The 14417-nt window shown below is 68.4% G+C and carries 16 protein-coding genes; 6 read left to right on the top strand and 10 right to left on the bottom strand.

Features of this window, described 5'->3' with window-relative positions; translation table 11 throughout:
• Positions 1-19: 19 nt before the first annotated feature.
• The 4 genes from NGR01S_RS32180 to NGR01S_RS02330 form a co-directional block, all read right to left on the bottom strand.
• Positions 20-385 (bottom strand): hypothetical protein, encoded by a 366-nt coding sequence (locus NGR01S_RS32180; RefSeq protein WP_245664395.1) that lies wholly within the window; start codon positions 383-385, stop codon positions 20-22.
• A gap of 122 nt (positions 386-507) precedes the next feature.
• Positions 508-1167: an SDR family oxidoreductase gene (locus NGR01S_RS02320; RefSeq protein ID WP_063034509.1), complete on the bottom strand. Its 660-nt coding sequence runs from the start codon at positions 1165-1167 to the stop codon at positions 508-510.
• Positions 1168-1185: 18 nt separating this feature from the next.
• A complete protein-coding gene (locus tag NGR01S_RS02325; RefSeq protein ID WP_063034510.1) occupies positions 1186-1692 on the bottom strand; it encodes a DUF2599 domain-containing protein in 507 nt (168 codons plus the stop codon).
• 132 nt (positions 1693-1824) lie between these two features.
• Entirely contained in the window at positions 1825-2118 is a 294-nt protein-coding gene (locus tag NGR01S_RS02330) for a hypothetical protein (protein WP_245664396.1), read from the bottom strand.
• 250 nt (positions 2119-2368) lie between these two features.
• On the opposite strand from NGR01S_RS02330, the gene NGR01S_RS02335 reads away from it, so the two are divergent.
• The 3 genes from NGR01S_RS02335 to NGR01S_RS02345 all read left to right on the top strand — a co-directional run bounded on the left by NGR01S_RS02335 (position 2369) and on the right by NGR01S_RS02345 (position 5618).
• Positions 2369-3346 carry a Sco1979 family transcriptional regulator gene (locus tag NGR01S_RS02335; RefSeq protein ID WP_490885161.1) on the top strand — a complete coding sequence of 326 codons (978 nt, stop codon included), beginning with the start codon at positions 2369-2371 and terminating at the stop codon, positions 3344-3346.
• A gap of 177 nt (positions 3347-3523) precedes the next feature.
• On the top strand, positions 3524-4546 hold the full coding sequence (locus tag NGR01S_RS02340; protein WP_063034511.1) for an RsbRD N-terminal domain-containing protein: 1023 nt from the start codon (positions 3524-3526) through the stop codon (positions 4544-4546).
• A gap of 34 nt (positions 4547-4580) precedes the next feature.
• Positions 4581-5618: an alpha/beta hydrolase gene (locus NGR01S_RS02345; protein WP_063034512.1), complete on the top strand. Its 1038-nt coding sequence runs from the start codon at positions 4581-4583 to the stop codon at positions 5616-5618.
• A gap of 473 nt (positions 5619-6091) precedes the next feature.
• On the opposite strand, the gene NGR01S_RS02350 is transcribed toward NGR01S_RS02345, so the two are convergent.
• Positions 6092-7678, bottom strand: a complete 1587-nt coding sequence (locus NGR01S_RS02350; RefSeq protein ID WP_063034513.1) for a GMC family oxidoreductase — start codon at positions 7676-7678, stop codon at positions 6092-6094.
• A gap of 139 nt (positions 7679-7817) precedes the next feature.
• Between NGR01S_RS02350 and NGR01S_RS02355 the strand changes: the two genes are divergently transcribed.
• On the top strand, positions 7818-8459 hold the full coding sequence (locus NGR01S_RS02355; RefSeq protein WP_063034514.1) for a hypothetical protein: 642 nt from the start codon (positions 7818-7820) through the stop codon (positions 8457-8459).
• Between the two features lie 5 nt (positions 8460-8464).
• Here the strand turns inward: NGR01S_RS02355 and NGR01S_RS02360 are convergent, their stop codons facing one another.
• The gene (locus tag NGR01S_RS02360; RefSeq protein ID WP_063034515.1) at positions 8465-9046 is read right to left on the bottom strand and encodes a TetR/AcrR family transcriptional regulator; all 582 of its coding nucleotides are present in this window, start codon (positions 9044-9046) and stop codon (positions 8465-8467) included.
• A gap of 90 nt (positions 9047-9136) precedes the next feature.
• On the opposite strand from NGR01S_RS02360, the gene NGR01S_RS02365 reads away from it, so the two are divergent.
• Positions 9137-9976 carry an acyl-CoA thioesterase gene (locus tag NGR01S_RS02365; protein ID WP_063034516.1) on the top strand — a complete coding sequence of 280 codons (840 nt, stop codon included), beginning with the start codon at positions 9137-9139 and terminating at the stop codon, positions 9974-9976.
• Between the two features lie 10 nt (positions 9977-9986).
• Here NGR01S_RS02365 and NGR01S_RS02370 read toward each other — a convergent pair whose 3' ends face one another.
• Positions 9987-11705 (bottom strand): GMC family oxidoreductase N-terminal domain-containing protein, encoded by a 1719-nt coding sequence (locus tag NGR01S_RS02370; protein WP_063034517.1) that lies wholly within the window; start codon positions 11703-11705, stop codon positions 9987-9989.
• Between the two features lie 117 nt (positions 11706-11822).
• Here NGR01S_RS02370 and NGR01S_RS02375 point away from each other — a divergent pair, with 117 nt between their 5' ends.
• The gene (locus tag NGR01S_RS02375) at positions 11823-12518 is read left to right on the top strand and encodes a TetR/AcrR family transcriptional regulator (protein WP_063034518.1); all 696 of its coding nucleotides are present in this window, start codon (positions 11823-11825) and stop codon (positions 12516-12518) included.
• Positions 12519-12548: 30 nt separating this feature from the next.
• Here NGR01S_RS02375 and NGR01S_RS02380 read toward each other — a convergent pair whose 3' ends face one another.
• Genes NGR01S_RS02380 through NGR01S_RS32185 form a run of 3 tightly spaced genes read right to left on the bottom strand, consistent with a single transcriptional unit; the run spans position 12549 to position 14246 of the window.
• Positions 12549-13754: an AI-2E family transporter gene (locus NGR01S_RS02380; protein ID WP_063034919.1), complete on the bottom strand. Its 1206-nt coding sequence runs from the start codon at positions 13752-13754 to the stop codon at positions 12549-12551.
• A gap of 58 nt (positions 13755-13812) precedes the next feature.
• Positions 13813-14118, bottom strand: coding sequence for an FAD-binding oxidoreductase (locus tag NGR01S_RS02385; RefSeq protein ID WP_063034519.1), 306 nt, complete (start codon positions 14116-14118; stop codon positions 13813-13815).
• Positions 14013-14246, bottom strand: a complete 234-nt coding sequence (locus tag NGR01S_RS32185) for an FAD-binding protein (protein ID WP_245664397.1) — start codon at positions 14244-14246, stop codon at positions 14013-14015. The genes NGR01S_RS02385 and NGR01S_RS32185 overlap by 106 nt, the downstream gene beginning before the upstream one ends.
• Positions 14247-14417: the final 171 nt, after the last annotated feature.

Below are 14417 nucleotides of genomic sequence, written 5' to 3' on the forward strand. Positions count from 1 at the left end.
TGACCCGGGCTGATGCTTATCAGGCCCGGATGAAGGCCGAAGCGACACGCCAGAAGGTGTCCGGCCGCAACGATCGGAAGTCCCAATCGTCCGCCAGGGCGTGCGCGGTGGTGACGATCTGGTCGATATCGAAATCGTCCCGAGTCGCCGCACCCGTGGATTCAATTGCATCAATAACGAATTCCACGGCGGTTTGGCGCGTGGAATCGCTGAGCGGGTGGCCGCTGTGGAGGCCGAATGTTGTCATATCAATACCGTTCGCCGGCTTGCCGATCGGGGCGGGATCGATTCTCGCTGGAGCAGTTGCGAATCGGGTCGGATCCGCCGGACTCTCCCGCAGGTGCGGCAGTAAACCACTGGCGAATGGTGTCGTCGGCTCACTCACGCGGCCTCCCCTTGTTCTCCCCTGTATAGCGGTGTGGGAAGAGTCTAGGTCGCTGGTGCTTTCAAATGCAAGTACATCTGCACGATCGATTCTTTGTGTGCGAACGGTTTTCGATATCGGAATCAACGTGCCAAGGCGGCGACCGCGGCCTCGATCGGTGTGCTGCCGGTAACCAGTTCCAGGGTGAGACCGGCGGTATGGTCGGCCTCCAGCAGTGCGCCGGATACCGCGGCCACATCCGCGCGGGGGATATCCCCCCGGTCGAGCCGCGGCGGCGCAAGGGTGACCGAACCGGTGCCGGGGGAGTCGAGCAGGCGACCGGGCCGCAGGATGGTCCAGTCGAGGTCACGACTGCGCAGATCGTCCTCGGCCTGGGTTTTGGCGTCCATATAGGCAGCCCATACTTCGTCGGTGCCGGCGGCCGGGGCCAGGCCCGCGCCCATCGTCGAGATTTGCAGGAAGCGACGGGTGCCGACGCGTTCGGCCGCTTCGGCCAGCAGGACCGAGCCGTCGCGATCGACGGTGTACTTGCGGGCCACCCCGCTGCCCGGGCCGGCGCCGGCGGCGAAAACCACCGCGTCCGCACCCTGGACCGTCGCGGCCAGGTCGGTCACCACCGCCTGCTCCAGATCCAGGACAACGGATTCGGCGCCGGTCGCGTACACCTCCGGCGCATGGGCCGCGTTGCGGATCAACGCGATGACGCTGTGGCCCCGGCCGGTGAGAAGTTCGGCGAGCAGGAGGGCGATCTTGCCGTGTCCACCGGCGATGACGATGCGCATACGGGGGTCCTTTCGTGGTCAGCGTTCGGGGCCGCCGGGATTGCAGGCGGCATCGACGGTCGCGTCGTAGCCCACCGACGGCCGCCAGGGTTCGAGATTCCAGGTGGGTTTGTCCGGGGCGACGAGGCGTGCCCACTCCCAGTGGCAGCGGAACTGGTCCCACATGCCCGGGGTGTCGGCGGCCGGATCGGCGGTGCGGATCTCCTGCCAGGCACGGATATCGGCTCCGGGATAGGTGGTGTCGCGGCCCGCCCGGGTCGGGTGGACCATCAGTCGTGGACCGGCGGCATTCTCGGTCCATTCCAGGTGGTCGATCAGGGGTTGCCCGGCGTACGGATCCACCGTGGGAGTCGGGCGCAGGGTACGGGTGGTGGCGCTCGCCGGAACCGTGACCGTGGTCGTCGCGGTGACCGCGGGTGCGCTGCCGGGCCCGATATCGGAGTTCGAACTCGCGCATCCGGTGAGGGCCAGCGCCGAGAGAATCGTCGATACGCCGGCCGCGCGGACCGCGGATTCGATCGGCATACTCGCTCCTGCGCCTCGGGGCCGGCCCGCCCGTCGCGCCGGCTGCTTCCGAGCCTAGAGGGTCGCGCCGCTACGGTGCGGATCTGCCGGTGTGTGGCGCGCGCCGGGGGCTCACCGCGCCCGGTCGGCTGCTCACCGCCACAGGCTGTGGCAGGGTAGCCGGCGCAGACCTGGCCTGATCTTGCTGTCCACCGTCACGGTGAGGCCCGCGTGCAGTGCGGCGGAAGTGAATTCCCAGGCTTCGGCGTTGGTCGCCGCGTACTCCAGGACGAGGGCGCTGCCCGCGGCGGTGCCGTCGAAGTAGACGGTGACACGCCGGTTGAGGTGGTCGCGGGCGGCGTCGTCGCGTCCGGCAGTGGCCGGTGTCGTGGCGTCCAAGATCCGCGTCTCCTTCCAGGCGTCCCCGACGGCGCCGTTGTGTGTCACAGTAAGTTCGCACCATTGCTGAGAACATGTTCCGGAAGTGGGTCTGGGGAATTCACAGCACGACGCAGAAAGAGCTCGGGGCGGTTCACACCGGTGGATACCCGCTCAGCGGCGGGGGCCGTGGGTATGAACCGTGTCGCAGGGGCCCGGCCCGCCGGGTGCGATTCCACGGCTCACCTCCGGCGAATGTCGTTCACGCCACGAGTGTTTCGTTTGGTCTCCGGTGCCGCTCCCATGCGAAACTCGAATGATGGGTGCTTCTGGAATGCGATCGGCGGTGGAGGCGGAGACCTCGGCCGGCCCGGGATTCACCGCGCGAGCCGCGGCCGACGGCGGGCCGACAGTACTGCGGATGGTGCTCGGTGGCCGGTTACGGCGGCTGCGTGAGGCCAGCGGGTTGTCCCGGGAACAGGCCGGTGACCACATCCGTGGTTCGGATTCGAAGATCAGCCGGCTCGAACTCGGGCGCACCAGTATCCGTGAACGTGATCTGGTGGATCTGCTCGCGCTGTACGGGGTCACCGATACCGAAGAACTCGACGCGTTCCAGGAACTCGCGCGGCAGGCCAATACTTCCGGGTGGTGGCATCGGGACAACGACTGGCTGCCGAAATGGTTCGATATGTACCTGGGTCTCGAGCAGGCCGCCCAGGTGATCCGCTGTTACGAACCGCGCACCGTGCCGGAGCTACTGCAGACCGCGGACTATGCGCGCGCCCTGCTGACGCTGGCCCATCCGGGGGAGCCGGAGGACGCGATCGAACGCCGGGTGGCGCTGCGGATGCGTCGCCAGCACATTCTCGACCGGCCGCATCCGCCGCATCTGTGGCTGATCGTGGAGGAGGCCGCCCTGACCCGCCGGATCGGTGGTTCGAGGGTTTGGGGCGCGCAGATCGACCGGATGTTGTCCGCGGCTCGGCAGCCGCACATCACGGTGCAAGTCCTGGCCGATCATGTGGGCGGTCCGGCGTTGGCCGACGGCGCGTTCACCTATCTCCGGTTCGCCGAGGCGGACCTACCCGATATTGTCTATCTCCAGCAGCTCACGGGCGCTCTGTATCTCGACAAGCAGGCGGACCTGGACGCTTACCGCGCGGTCGCCAATCAACTGTCGGTACACGCGGCGCCGCCGGAGTACACACCCGGCCTGTTGACGGCACTGCGCCGGCGCCAGCCACGGATCATGGATCAGCCGGCCCGCCGGGAACAGAGTGGTGCCGGTCGCTGACCGCCTGGCCCGGGGTCGCCGGCCGTCGCGCCGAATTGCCCGAGTATTGAACTCCTCGGGGGAACTCGTTACCGTCTTGTGACCGAACCCAAACCGCGAGGCCGGTCACTGATGAACTCTCGGGAGTACCGCTAGATCGTATCTACCGGCCGCGAGAGAGGTTACTGTCCGGTAGTTATGGTGGGCAGCAGAGCCGATTCCGGGAGCACGGACCTGGAAACCGAACTCGTGGCGCATCTCCGGCGCCCCGATCGATTCGGCGGAACCGCGGATGTGGGCGCGACGGTGCGGCGGTGTCTCGCCGATATCGCCGAAGTTCTCGCACCCGAGCCCGCCGCTCCCGCCGCCGCGCCGCCGGCGGTCGTGACCGCGGCGGTGCGCTGGGCCCAAGAGGGGGTGGCGCTGGAAACGGTGCTCACCGCATGCCACGAATGTGCCCGGGACGCTGTGGAATTCCTCGCGGAGAGGATCGCCGCCGCGGCATTGCGGGCCGAGGCGATGGTGGACGGAGCCCGGCTCCTGGTCCGGGTGGTGGAGGTGGTGACCACCGCCGCCGCGGCGGCGTATCTGGACGAGCACCGGGTCGTCGCGCGCGAACACCAGACCTCGGCGCAGACCATGGTGGCCGCCCTGCTGAGTGGGCACGGGGTGGCCGCACTGGCGAAACGGTCCGGGTTCCGGGTGGCGCCGGCCTATCAGGTGGTGGCGCTGGCGCTCCCGCCGCACGCCGAGGAGCGGGCGGGCGGCCCGGAGGCGGTGTCGGCGGCGCGCCGGAAACTGCGCAGGGTGCAGGCCGCGCTCGGCACTCCGCTGGGGTCGCGGTCGCTGTCGCTGTTGCGTGCCGACGGCGGAACTGTGCTGATCCCGCTGGAAACCGATCGGTGGGGACCGGGCGGTCGCACCGCGGCGGGGCTGATGAGCGCCGAGGTGCTGCAGCTGGTGGCCGAGGCTGCGGAGGTACGGCCGACGGCGACGGTCGCCGCGGGTACCACGGCGGAAGTGCCGGAGCTGGCGGGGCGCACCCACGACGTCCTGAACCGGCTCCGTGCCAGCGGACAACCCCCCGGCCTGTACCGGATAAGCGATGACGCGACCACCGAACAGGACGCGATGGCGGATGCGATGCGAGTGCACCGGCTGCCGCGTCCGGTCGCCGCCACCGGCCCGCGCGCCCGTCCGGGCACACCGGGAGCCGCGTGATGGGTGAGTCGCGAGTGTTGCTGCGAGGTACGAGATGAGATCACGGGTTTCGGTCCTGGCCGCCCTGGCCGTATTGGTCGCGGTCGCCACCGCGACGGCACCGGCCGTCGCGGACCCCGGGGGACACCCGCCGCCGGCCCCGGCCGCACCGGCCACGAGCGCGCGGGAGTCCGGCGGCCGGTTGCTGCGCGTGCAGGTACTCGACGATCAGCGAATCCGGCTACACATCCGTTCGGCCGCCATGGGCCGCGAGATCGCGATCGATACCCTGATCGGCTCCGGCCCGGCGCCCCGGCCCACGTTGTACCTGCTCGACGGTGTGGACGGCGGCGCGACCTCGGGCTGGCTGACCAAGGGCGGCGCGGCCGAGTTCTTCGCCGACAAACCGGTCGATGTGGTGCTGACCACCGGTGGTACGGCGAGTATGTACGCCGACTGGGTCCGGGTGGACGCCGCGCTGGGCCTGAACCGCTGGGAGACCTTTCTCACCGAGGAGCTACCACCGATTGTCGAGAAGTATCTGGGATCCAACGGAACCCGGGCGATCGCCGGGGTGTCCATGGGCGCGCAGGCGGCGATGATGCTGACGCAGCGGCATCAGGGGTTCTACCGGGGCGTCGCCGGGATGAGCGGTTGTTACTCCACCTCCGACCAACTCGGCCGCGCAGTGACGACCATGACGGTGGCCTCGCGCGGCGGTAATCCGGAGAACCTGTTCGGCCCGCCCGCTTCGCCGGAATGGCTCGCCCACGACAGTCTGCTGGGCGCCGACAAATTGCGGGGGACCCGGATCTACGTGTCGGTGGCCAACGGTTCTCCCAGCAACACGGCACTGATGTCGATCGGCGACAGCCCGGAAATTCTGGCGGTGCTGCTCGGCGGTGGCTCGCTGCTGGAATCGGGTGCCCACCTGTGCACGCAACGATTCGCCACCCGTCTCACCGAACTCGGCATTCCCGCGATGGTGGATTATCTGCCCGAGGGAATGCATTCCTGGCCGGATTTCGAAGTGCAGTTGCATCGCAGCTGGCCGACCCTGCGCGCCGCGCTGGAATTACCGCAGAATTCGTGACATACCCGGCGCGGTGCCCGAACTGTCGGCACCCTTCGCCGGCCGGGAAACGGCACCGCGCCGGGCGAATCGGACAGTGAAGTTCTCCAGGAGGCTCTCTATGACGGAACCGAACCCGGCCCGGGCGCGGTCGGCGGTATTCGCCGGCCGCCCCGGTGCTCGTTCGTGGACTCGTCGGTACCGGTGCCCGGGCAGAGCCCGCGGCGGCGCCGACCGAACAGGATCTCGCCGCATTGTGACCGGCGCGTAGACGGGTGTGCGCGGAGCCCGGCCGGCCCGACTCCACCGGCCGGCTCCAGCACACACCGGTCGCCGCGGATTCGCACGGGCCGTCCGCCTCACAGCCCGCGTCCCCTCGTCCGCGCGCGGCGGCAGTACGCCCACCGGGTGGCCACCGCTCAGGTCACTCGGTGGGCGCGGCCGAGCCGGTTGCCACCGGCCCCGTACCGCGTCCGGGCCGGTGGCACCGTGGCCTATGCGCGGGTGAGGAAGTCGGCCGCCTGGGCCCCGATGAACATACTGGGCGCGTGGGTGTGCCCGCGCACCAGCACCGGCATGATCGAGGCGTCGGCGACCCGCAGGCCCCGCACACCGCGTACGCGCAGTTGCGGGTCCACCACACTGTTCTCGTCCGAGCCCATCCGGCAGGTGCCGGCCGGATGGTACAGAGTGTGTGAATAGCCGTTGAGTGTCAGCGCGTGCGTGGCTTCCGACGCTCCGTCGGCGGGTGCGTCCGGTGGATAGCAGAGCGGGCCGAGCACCTCTCGCATGGCGGCGGTATCGGCGATCTCGGCGCAGTACCGCAGGCCGGTCATCAACGCGGTCCGGTCCAGACCCTGTTCGTCGGAGAGGTACTTCGGATCGATCACCGGTTTGGCCAGCGGATCGCCGGAGGCCAGAGTGATCGTGCCGCGACTGTGCGGGCGCACCAGGACGGCCGCCAGGATGACGCCGTGGGCGGTCGGCTCGATGAGGCCCTCGTGGTAGAAGGGCGCGGGTGCGTAGACCAGTTCGAGGTCGGGGTGCTCCAGTTCGGGACGGCTGCGCACGAAGCCGTACGCCTCACCGACGTTCGAGGTGAGCATGCCGCGATGGCGCAGCAGGTAGTTGATCAGCTGGGCCGGTTTCTCGGCGTCGAACAGTGAGTCGTTGTCCACTCCGTAGCCGAGTCCGGTGACGAGATGATCCTGCAGGTTGGCGCCGACCTCGGGCGCGTGGTGGCGGACCGTGATTCCATGGCGTTCGAGTTGGGCGCGATCGCCGATTCCGGAGAGCATGAGCAGCTGCGGGCTGTTGATCGCGCCGCCGCAGAGTACGACCTCGGTACGGGCCGTCACCGTGTCGGTCCGGCCGGCACGCGAGTATTCGACACCGACGGCACGGTCCCCGTCGAAGAGCACCCGGGTGGCGGTCGCCTCCGGGTACACCTCGAGATTGCGCCGCTTCAGCGCCGGGCGCAGATACGCGTCGGCGGTGCTCCAGCGCCGTCCCCGGTACTGGGTGACCATGGTCTGGGTGAACCCTTGCGGTTCGGGTAGGTTCGGTTCCTCGACGGGGAAACCGCGTTCGGCCACGGCCCGCAGATAGGCGGCGGTCGACGGGCGCGGGCTGCGCTGGCGGGAAATGTGCAGGGGGCCGCCGGTGCCGTGGTCGGGGGCGGCCGCGCCCTCGACGTTCTCGATCGAACGGAACTGCTCGACCGCCCGGTCGAAGCCCCATTCCGGGCCCCCGGCGACCGACCATTCCTCGTAGTCGGCGCGGAAGCCGCGCACCCACATCTGGGCGTTGAGTGAGGACGAGCCACCGAAGGTCTTGCCGCGGGGCCAGTAGATCCGCCGATCGTCGAGCTGGGGCTGGGGTTCGGTGAGGTAGTCCCAGTCATAGGGGGTGCGGAAGAGTTTGGCGAAGGCGGCCGGTATGTGGATGAACTTGTCCTTGTCGGCCGGGCCGGCCTCGATCAGGATCACCGAACGGCCCGGGTCCGTGCTGAGCCGGTTTGCGAGGACGGCTCCCGCCGATCCCGACCCGATGATCACATAGTCCGCACTGACTGCTGTCACCTTCGCACCTCTCGATCTCGTGTATCCGTAAACATACGAGAGCGGAGCCGGACGCGAGGCGTCTTCGCCGCAGTGCAGGAGTTGTTCGGAAAAGCTCGTTCGCGGGTGACGTCGTGCGCCGCCGGGGTATAACCGGCGCATGAGTTACCCGGTGGATTTCGGGGTGCTGCAAGCGGGTTCGATCCTCGCGATCATCCTCGGTGTGGCCCTGCTGGTTTCGGCGTTGTTCGCATTGCGCAAGAGGGGGCCGCGGGCCCTGATCGCCCGGGGTGCCGGTGGTGCGCTACTGCTGGTCGCCGCGGCGCTGGTGCTGTGGATCGCCACCCTCGTGCAGACCTACCTCGGCCTGACGGGGGAGATGCGGGCGGCGCATGTGGTGGTGGCACCGGTCTCCGAGGCGGAGCATCAACTCGAGGTGGAGCTGACGCTGTTCGATGCCGACGGTGGCACCACCGAGCGCAGTACGCACCGGGTCGAGGGCGATATGTGGGTACTGCAGGCGCAGTTGGTGGAACTGGAACCGTGGGTCAACGCCCTCGGCTTCCATTCCGGATACAAGGTGTCGCGCCTGTACGGGCAGCGGCTCGACGGGGTGGCCACCCGGCAGAACCACATCTTCCTCAATGGCGGGGATCGCGACTTCTTCGAGGATATGACCGAAAGCCGCTGGTTCACCTCGCCCTTCGTCCGGTCGGCCTACGGCAACGCGGTAATCGCGACCCCCGGCGAATACGACGTGTTCATCTCGCGTGACGCCATCAAGACCCGCGCGGTGGAGTGAGCGCCCTACCTGCCCTCGACCGCGGTTCGGCAGATCTCGCTCAACTCCTCGACCACCGTGTCCAGCGCGGCCGGTCCGCGTTCGGTGCGGGCGACGATCAGCGCGCCCTCCAGCGCGCTGATCACCAGTAGCGCGATGGAGCGGGCCCGTTCTGGCCGGGCCCCGTCCTCGACGAGTTTGGCGGCGACGAGTTCGCGCAGGGTCTCGAATGCCGATCCGGCGGCGGCGACGGCGCCGGGTTCGTTGCCGAGTGCGGCGGCGGCGATCGGGCACCCGAGCGCGTAGTCGTACTTGTCCAGTCCGTGAGCCAGCATATCGGCGAGTGCGCGCAGGGCGGCCGAGGCCTGTGGCGCCGCCAGCGCTTTGGTGACTCCGGTGGCCACCCGGCTGCCCGCGGCCTCGGTGGCCTCCGTCATCAGCTGTGCTCGGCCGCCGGGGAAGTGGTGGTACACCGATCCGCGCGGTGCGCCACTGGCCTGTAGTACATCGGTGAACGAGACAGCCGCGACGCCGCGCCGCCGGATCAGCGATATCGCGCTGTCGATCATGGCCGCCCGGGGTCCGGCGGGATCCTTCGGTCGTGGCATGCGCTGCTCCCTCTTGCCCGTGGTAACTATGTATGTTGTCATACTTATGATCGTCTCGCCGTGCCAGCGGCACTATTTTCTGGAGGATTCGTGACCGGGATCGACGCGCCGACCCATCCCTTCGATACGGCGATCGCCGTGGAATACACCGACGCGCATCGGCTGGCCGGTCGGACCTGCCCCGATTACGCCAATATGGTGGGCCCGTTCGGCGGCGTCACCGCGGCGGCGCTGTTGCGCGCGATCGAACGGCATCCTGAACGGGTCGGTGATCCGCTGTCGCTGACGGTGAACTACGCGGGACCGATCGCCGACGGGCCCTTCGAGATCACCGCGCGGCCCGTCCGCACTAATCGCACTAACCAGCACTGGCAGCTCGAACTGACCCAGGGCGGCACGGTCACCACCACCGCGACCGCAGTATTCGGTATCCGTCGCGACACCTGGTCGGATCTCGAGCTGAGCATGCCGACGGTGCCGGGCCCGGACGCCGAGGAGGTGGTGCCGCAGATCTTCCCGGATTTCATCGCCTGGGGCCGCAACTATGATCTGCGGTTCGTCGCCGGCGCCATTCCCGATGTCGAGCCCACCGCCGAGCTCCCGGAGAATCCCGATTCGGTGAGCACCCTGTGGCTACGTGACGCCCCGGCCCGCCCGGTGGATTTCGCTTCGCTCACCGCCATGTCGGACGCGTTCTACCCCCGCGTGTTCCTGCGGCGCGGGCGCTATCTGCCGGCCGGTACGATCTCGCTCACCGTCTACTTCCACGCGACCGCCGAAGAGTTGGCCGCCCAGGGCACCGAATATCTGCTGGGCCGTGCCCGCGCGAACCGCTTCGGGCACGGCCACTTCGATCAGATGGCGCACCTGTGGGGCCACGACGGCACCTTGCTGGCGACCAGCCATCAACTGGTCTACTTCAAGGACTGAGACCGTCGGTTCAGCTCGCGGCCGGGTCGGTCACCGGCGTGATCGGCAACCGCAGTGCGCCCGGTGCCGATTCGGGGACCACCGGGGATTTCGGCGCCACCGGGGTGATCCGGTGGTACGGCGCGTCCTGCGAGGGCCGGGGATCCTGTTCGCCCTTGTTCGGCCAGTACGCAGCGGCGCGCTCGGCCTGTGCGGTGATGGTCAGGGACGGATTGACGCCGAGGTTCGCCGAGACCGCGGCGCCGTCCACCACGCTCAGCGTCGGGTAGCCGAAGACTCGGTGGTAGGCGTCGATCACCCCGGTGTCGCGGTCGGCGCCGATCGCGGCCCCGCCGAGGAAATGGGCGGTGAGTGGAATATTGAACACTTCGCCCCAGGTGCCACCCGCGGTCCCGCCGATCTGTTCGGCGACCCGGCGGGTGGCCTCGTTGCCGGCCGGGATCCAGGTCGGGTTGGGTTCGCCGTGACCTTGCTTGCTGGTCAGTTTGCGACCGAAGAGCCCGCGGGTGGTGTAGGTGGTGATGGAGTTGTCGAGATGTTGCATCACCAGCGAGATGATGGTCCGTTCGCTCCAGTTGCGGACACTCAGGAAGCTGAGCAGCAGCAGGGGATGACGCAGCGCGGTGCCCAGGAACCGCAGCCACCGCGGAACGCGACCGCCGCCGTCGACCATCAGCGTCTGCAGCAACCCCATCGCGTTGGAACCGCGGCCGTATCGCACCGGCTCGATATGGGTGTCGGGAGTGGGGTGGATCGACGAGGTGATCGCGACGCCTCGGGTGAAGTCCTGGCCCGGCGCGAGCTTCTTGGTGGCGGCGCCGACGATCGATTCGGAGTTGGTGCGGGTGAGCAGGCCGAGGCGGTCGGACAGGTTCGGGAGTACCCGCCGGTCCCGCATGTCGTGCAACAGGCGCTGGGTGCCGAGCGTGCCCGCGGCGACCACGACCTGACGGGCGGTGTAGGTGGTGCGCTGTTTGCGCACCCAGGCGCCGGTGCGCTGGGCCGAGACCACCCAGCTGCCGTCGGATTGCGGCCGCAGTTCGGTCACCGTCGTCATCGGCACCACCTGCGCCCCGGCCTGTTCGGCCAGATACAGGTAGTTCTTGACGAGGGTGTTCTTCGCACCGAACTTGCAACCGACCATGCAGTCACCGCATTCCAGGCAGCCGGTGCGGGCCGGGCCCACGCCGCCGAAGTAGGGGTCGGCCACGGTTTCGCCGGGTTCGCCGAAGAAGACGCCGACCGGGGTCCGGACGAAGGTGTCGCCGACGCCCATATCCTCGGCCACCTGTTTGAAGACCTCGTCGGCCGGTGTCATATGCGGGTTCTGCACCACGCCGAGCATGCGTTTCGCCTGCTCGTAGTAGGGTGTGAGTTCGCTGCGCCAGTCGGTGATCGCACGCCACTGCGGGTCCTGGAAGAACGGCTCCGGCGGTACATAGAGGGTGTTGGCGTAATTGAGTGATCCGCCGCCGACCCCGGCGCCGCCGAGGATCAGCACATTGCGCAGCGGATGGATGCGCTGGATGCCGTAGCAGCCGAGTTTCGGCGCCCACAGGAACTTGCGCAGATCCCAGCTGGTCTTGGGTAGCTCGTCGTCGGCGTAACGGCGGCCGGCTTCCAGGACGCCGACGGTATAGCCCTTCTCGATCAGCCGCAGGGCGGTGACACTGCCACCGAACCCGGAGCCGACGATGAGGACATCGAAATCCGTGGCCGCCTCGGACATGGGACTTCTCCTTGGGTTCGGATGGCCAGCAGTGACTTGCGGTAACATTAACACAGCTGGGGTGGAGCAATGCTCACTACTGTTGACAGTGCTCTCCAAATTGGTCAGGGTGGTCGTATGACCACCCCCCGTGCCCGGGCCCGGGCCCAGACAATGATCGATATCAAGCGGATCGCGCGCGAACATCTTGCCACCGACGGCGCCGCCGCCCTGTCGTTACGCGCGGTGGCCCGCGACCTGGGGGTGGTCTCCTCCGCGGTCTACCGCTATGTCCGCAGCCGGGATGAATTGCTGACCCTGCTGGTGGTCGACGGGTACGACGCGCTGGGCGATGCCGTGGACGCGGCGCTCGCCGCCGCACCCGATGATCCGATCGAACAGTTCCGGGTCACCGCGCGTACCGTCCGCGCCTGGGCGCTCACCGAACCGGCCTGGTACGGCCTGCTGTTCGGTACCCCGGTTCCCGGATACGCCGCCCCGGCCGATCGCACGGTCACCCCGGGCACCCGGGTCATCGTGACACTGATGGGCTTATTCGCCGCGGCTCACGGCCGCGGACTGCTTGTGCCCCCGGCGGCGGACGGGCCATCGCTCGCCGGGCCGCTCGCCGACGATTTCGTCCGGATCCGCGCCGAATTCGGGCTGGAGGTGCCGGACTGGGTGCTCGCCCGCGGACTCACCGTCTGGTGCGCGCTGTTCGGTGCCGTGAGCTTCGAAGTCTTCGATATGTACGGTGCGGATACGTTCACCGATCGCACGCAGGTCTTCGAGACCCATATCGCCGGCCTGGAAACCCTGCTCGGTGTGGCCTGAACCGGATCCCGGGGCGGCCTGGGGCCGGCGCTACCGGCCGGGCTCCGCGGCCTTCTCGGTATCCACATCGTTCGTCGCCGGGTCCGCCGCCGCGGCCTCCCCGGCCGGATCGGCTTCGGTCACGGCCACATCGATCTGTTCGCTGATGTAGCGCACCACGACCGCCACCACGGCGACCACCGGTACCGCCAGGAACGCTCCCGTGATGCCGTACAGGGTCCCACCCCCGGTGACCGCGAGCAGGACCACGACCGCGTGCAATTTCATGGTGCGGCTCTGCAGCACCGGTTGCAGCACATTGCCCTCGAGCTGCTGGACCGCGATGATAATGATGAGCACGATGAGCGCGGTGGTGAATCCTTTGCCGACCAGCGCCACCAGCACCGCCAGCGCGCCGGCGACGAACGCGCCCACCATGGGGATGAAGCCGCCCAGGAATGTCAGTGCGGTGAGCACACCCCACAGCGGCACACCGAGCAGTACCAGCCCGAGCCCGATGAAGAACGCGTCGATAAAACTGACCAGCGCCTGAGTGCGGATGAACCCGCCGAGCACATCCCAGACCCGCACCAGCACTTCCTCGAAATGCCGGCCGCTGCGCCCGCCGGTGAACTTGTGCATCCACGGGATGAATTTCGGCCCGTCCTTGACGAAGAAGAAGCTGAGGATCAGCACCAGGAATATGGTGACCAGCACGGACGTGGCGGTGCTGACTCCGGTGAAAACACCGGAGGCGATCTGTTCGGCGCTGGACTGCACGCGTGAGACCACTGCATCGACGGCCGAGTTCAGCTGTTCGTCCCGGATATTCAGCGGCGGGCCCTGTAACCAGTCCCGGACCGTGTTGATACCCGTAGTGGCCTTGTCGGAGAGTTCGGGCACCTGATCCACCACCGAGGGCACGATCAACGCGATACCGCCCGCCAGCACGCCGATGAAACCGATGAGCGTGAGCGAGGCCGCCGCGGAAGGCGGCAACCCGGCTTTCACCAGCACGCGGGTGGGCGGCCAGAGCACCGTGGAGACCACGATCGCGAGCAGCACCGGCAGCAGCACCACCCACAGCCGGGCCGCCAGGAAGCCCAGGACCCAGGCCCCGGCCGCGATGGCGACGACGCATACCGCCCATTTGGCCACCCACAACACGCCGGAACCGAAAACGTCCCCCCGATCCGGCGGCCGCGTGGCGCCGGTGGAGCGAGTACGGTCGGCGCGGACTTCCTTCTCCCCGTTCACCCGGCCAGTCTCGCACGCCCGGCCCACCCCGGCATCGCACCGGCCCCGGCCGAACAGGTCACAGCACCACGCCGGGGTTCAGGACGGCGCGGGGGTCGAAGGTCCAGCGCAGTTCCCGCTGGATCGAGGTGGTCCCGGCGGCGGCCGGATCGGCGAAGGACACCACGACGGTCGCGGCCGGATCGGGCGCCGGTACGAGCCGCGACCGTGATCTCGGTGACCACCCCAACGTCCCCTCCGACCCCACGAACAGCCTCGTCAGGTCGTACCCCGAGACACCCTCGACGGTGCGGGTGCCGGTCCGCAGGACTCGCCCGTCGGCGAACACGACCTCCAGCGCCGCCACGAAACAGCAGATCCCCATATTTCACAGCACATTCCGCCGGCCCCCGTGGCGACATTGCCGCCGAGCCTGCAGAAGGCCACCGACCTGGGATCCGGCGGATACAGCAGTCCCTGTACGGCGACCGCCGCCCGTAGGTCCCCGGTCATCACCGCAGGCCGAACCAGGCATCACCGGTGATCAGCCGCGTCTACTGTGGAGTCGTGGTATTCGTGGCGAATCTCAAAATGTTCGGCGATGATGTCGGCGGATCCGCCGCGGTCCTGAGATTCCGCTCCGTTTCTGTGGCAGACCCGCATGCGCTGTCATCCGGTGCGTGG

It is taken from the genome of Nocardia grenadensis NBRC 108939, from assembly GCF_001613445.1.
Taxonomy (GTDB): Bacteria; Actinomycetota; Actinomycetes; order Mycobacteriales; family Mycobacteriaceae; genus Nocardia; species Nocardia grenadensis.

What these genes read in the sequence shown, in the direction of transcription:
- NGR01S_RS02320 (WP_063034509.1), bottom strand. Translation starts at nt 1,167, where the DNA reads ATGCGCATCGTCATCGCCGGTGGACACGGCAAGATCGCCCTCCTGCTC.
- NGR01S_RS02325 (WP_063034510.1), bottom strand. Translation starts at nt 1,692, where the DNA reads ATGCCGATCGAATCCGCGGTCCGCGCGGCCGGCGTATCGACGATTCTC.
- NGR01S_RS02335 (WP_490885161.1), top strand. Translation starts at nt 2,369, where the DNA reads ATGGGTGCTTCTGGAATGCGATCGGCGGTGGAGGCGGAGACCTCGGCC.
- NGR01S_RS02340 (WP_063034511.1), top strand. Translation starts at nt 3,524, where the DNA reads ATGGTGGGCAGCAGAGCCGATTCCGGGAGCACGGACCTGGAAACCGAA.
- NGR01S_RS02345 (WP_063034512.1), top strand. Translation starts at nt 4,581, where the DNA reads ATGAGATCACGGGTTTCGGTCCTGGCCGCCCTGGCCGTATTGGTCGCG.
- NGR01S_RS02355 (WP_063034514.1), top strand. Translation starts at nt 7,818, where the DNA reads ATGAGTTACCCGGTGGATTTCGGGGTGCTGCAAGCGGGTTCGATCCTC.
- NGR01S_RS02360 (WP_063034515.1), bottom strand. Translation starts at nt 9,046, where the DNA reads ATGCCACGACCGAAGGATCCCGCCGGACCCCGGGCGGCCATGATCGAC.
- NGR01S_RS02370 (WP_063034517.1), bottom strand. Translation starts at nt 11,705, where the DNA reads ATGTCCGAGGCGGCCACGGATTTCGATGTCCTCATCGTCGGCTCCGGG.
- NGR01S_RS02375 (WP_063034518.1), top strand. Translation starts at nt 11,823, where the DNA reads ATGACCACCCCCCGTGCCCGGGCCCGGGCCCAGACAATGATCGATATC.
- NGR01S_RS02385 (WP_063034519.1), bottom strand. Translation starts at nt 14,118, where the DNA reads ATGGGGATCTGCTGTTTCGTGGCGGCGCTGGAGGTCGTGTTCGCCGAC.
- NGR01S_RS32185 (WP_245664397.1), bottom strand. Translation starts at nt 14,246, where the DNA reads ATGACCGGGGACCTACGGGCGGCGGTCGCCGTACAGGGACTGCTGTAT.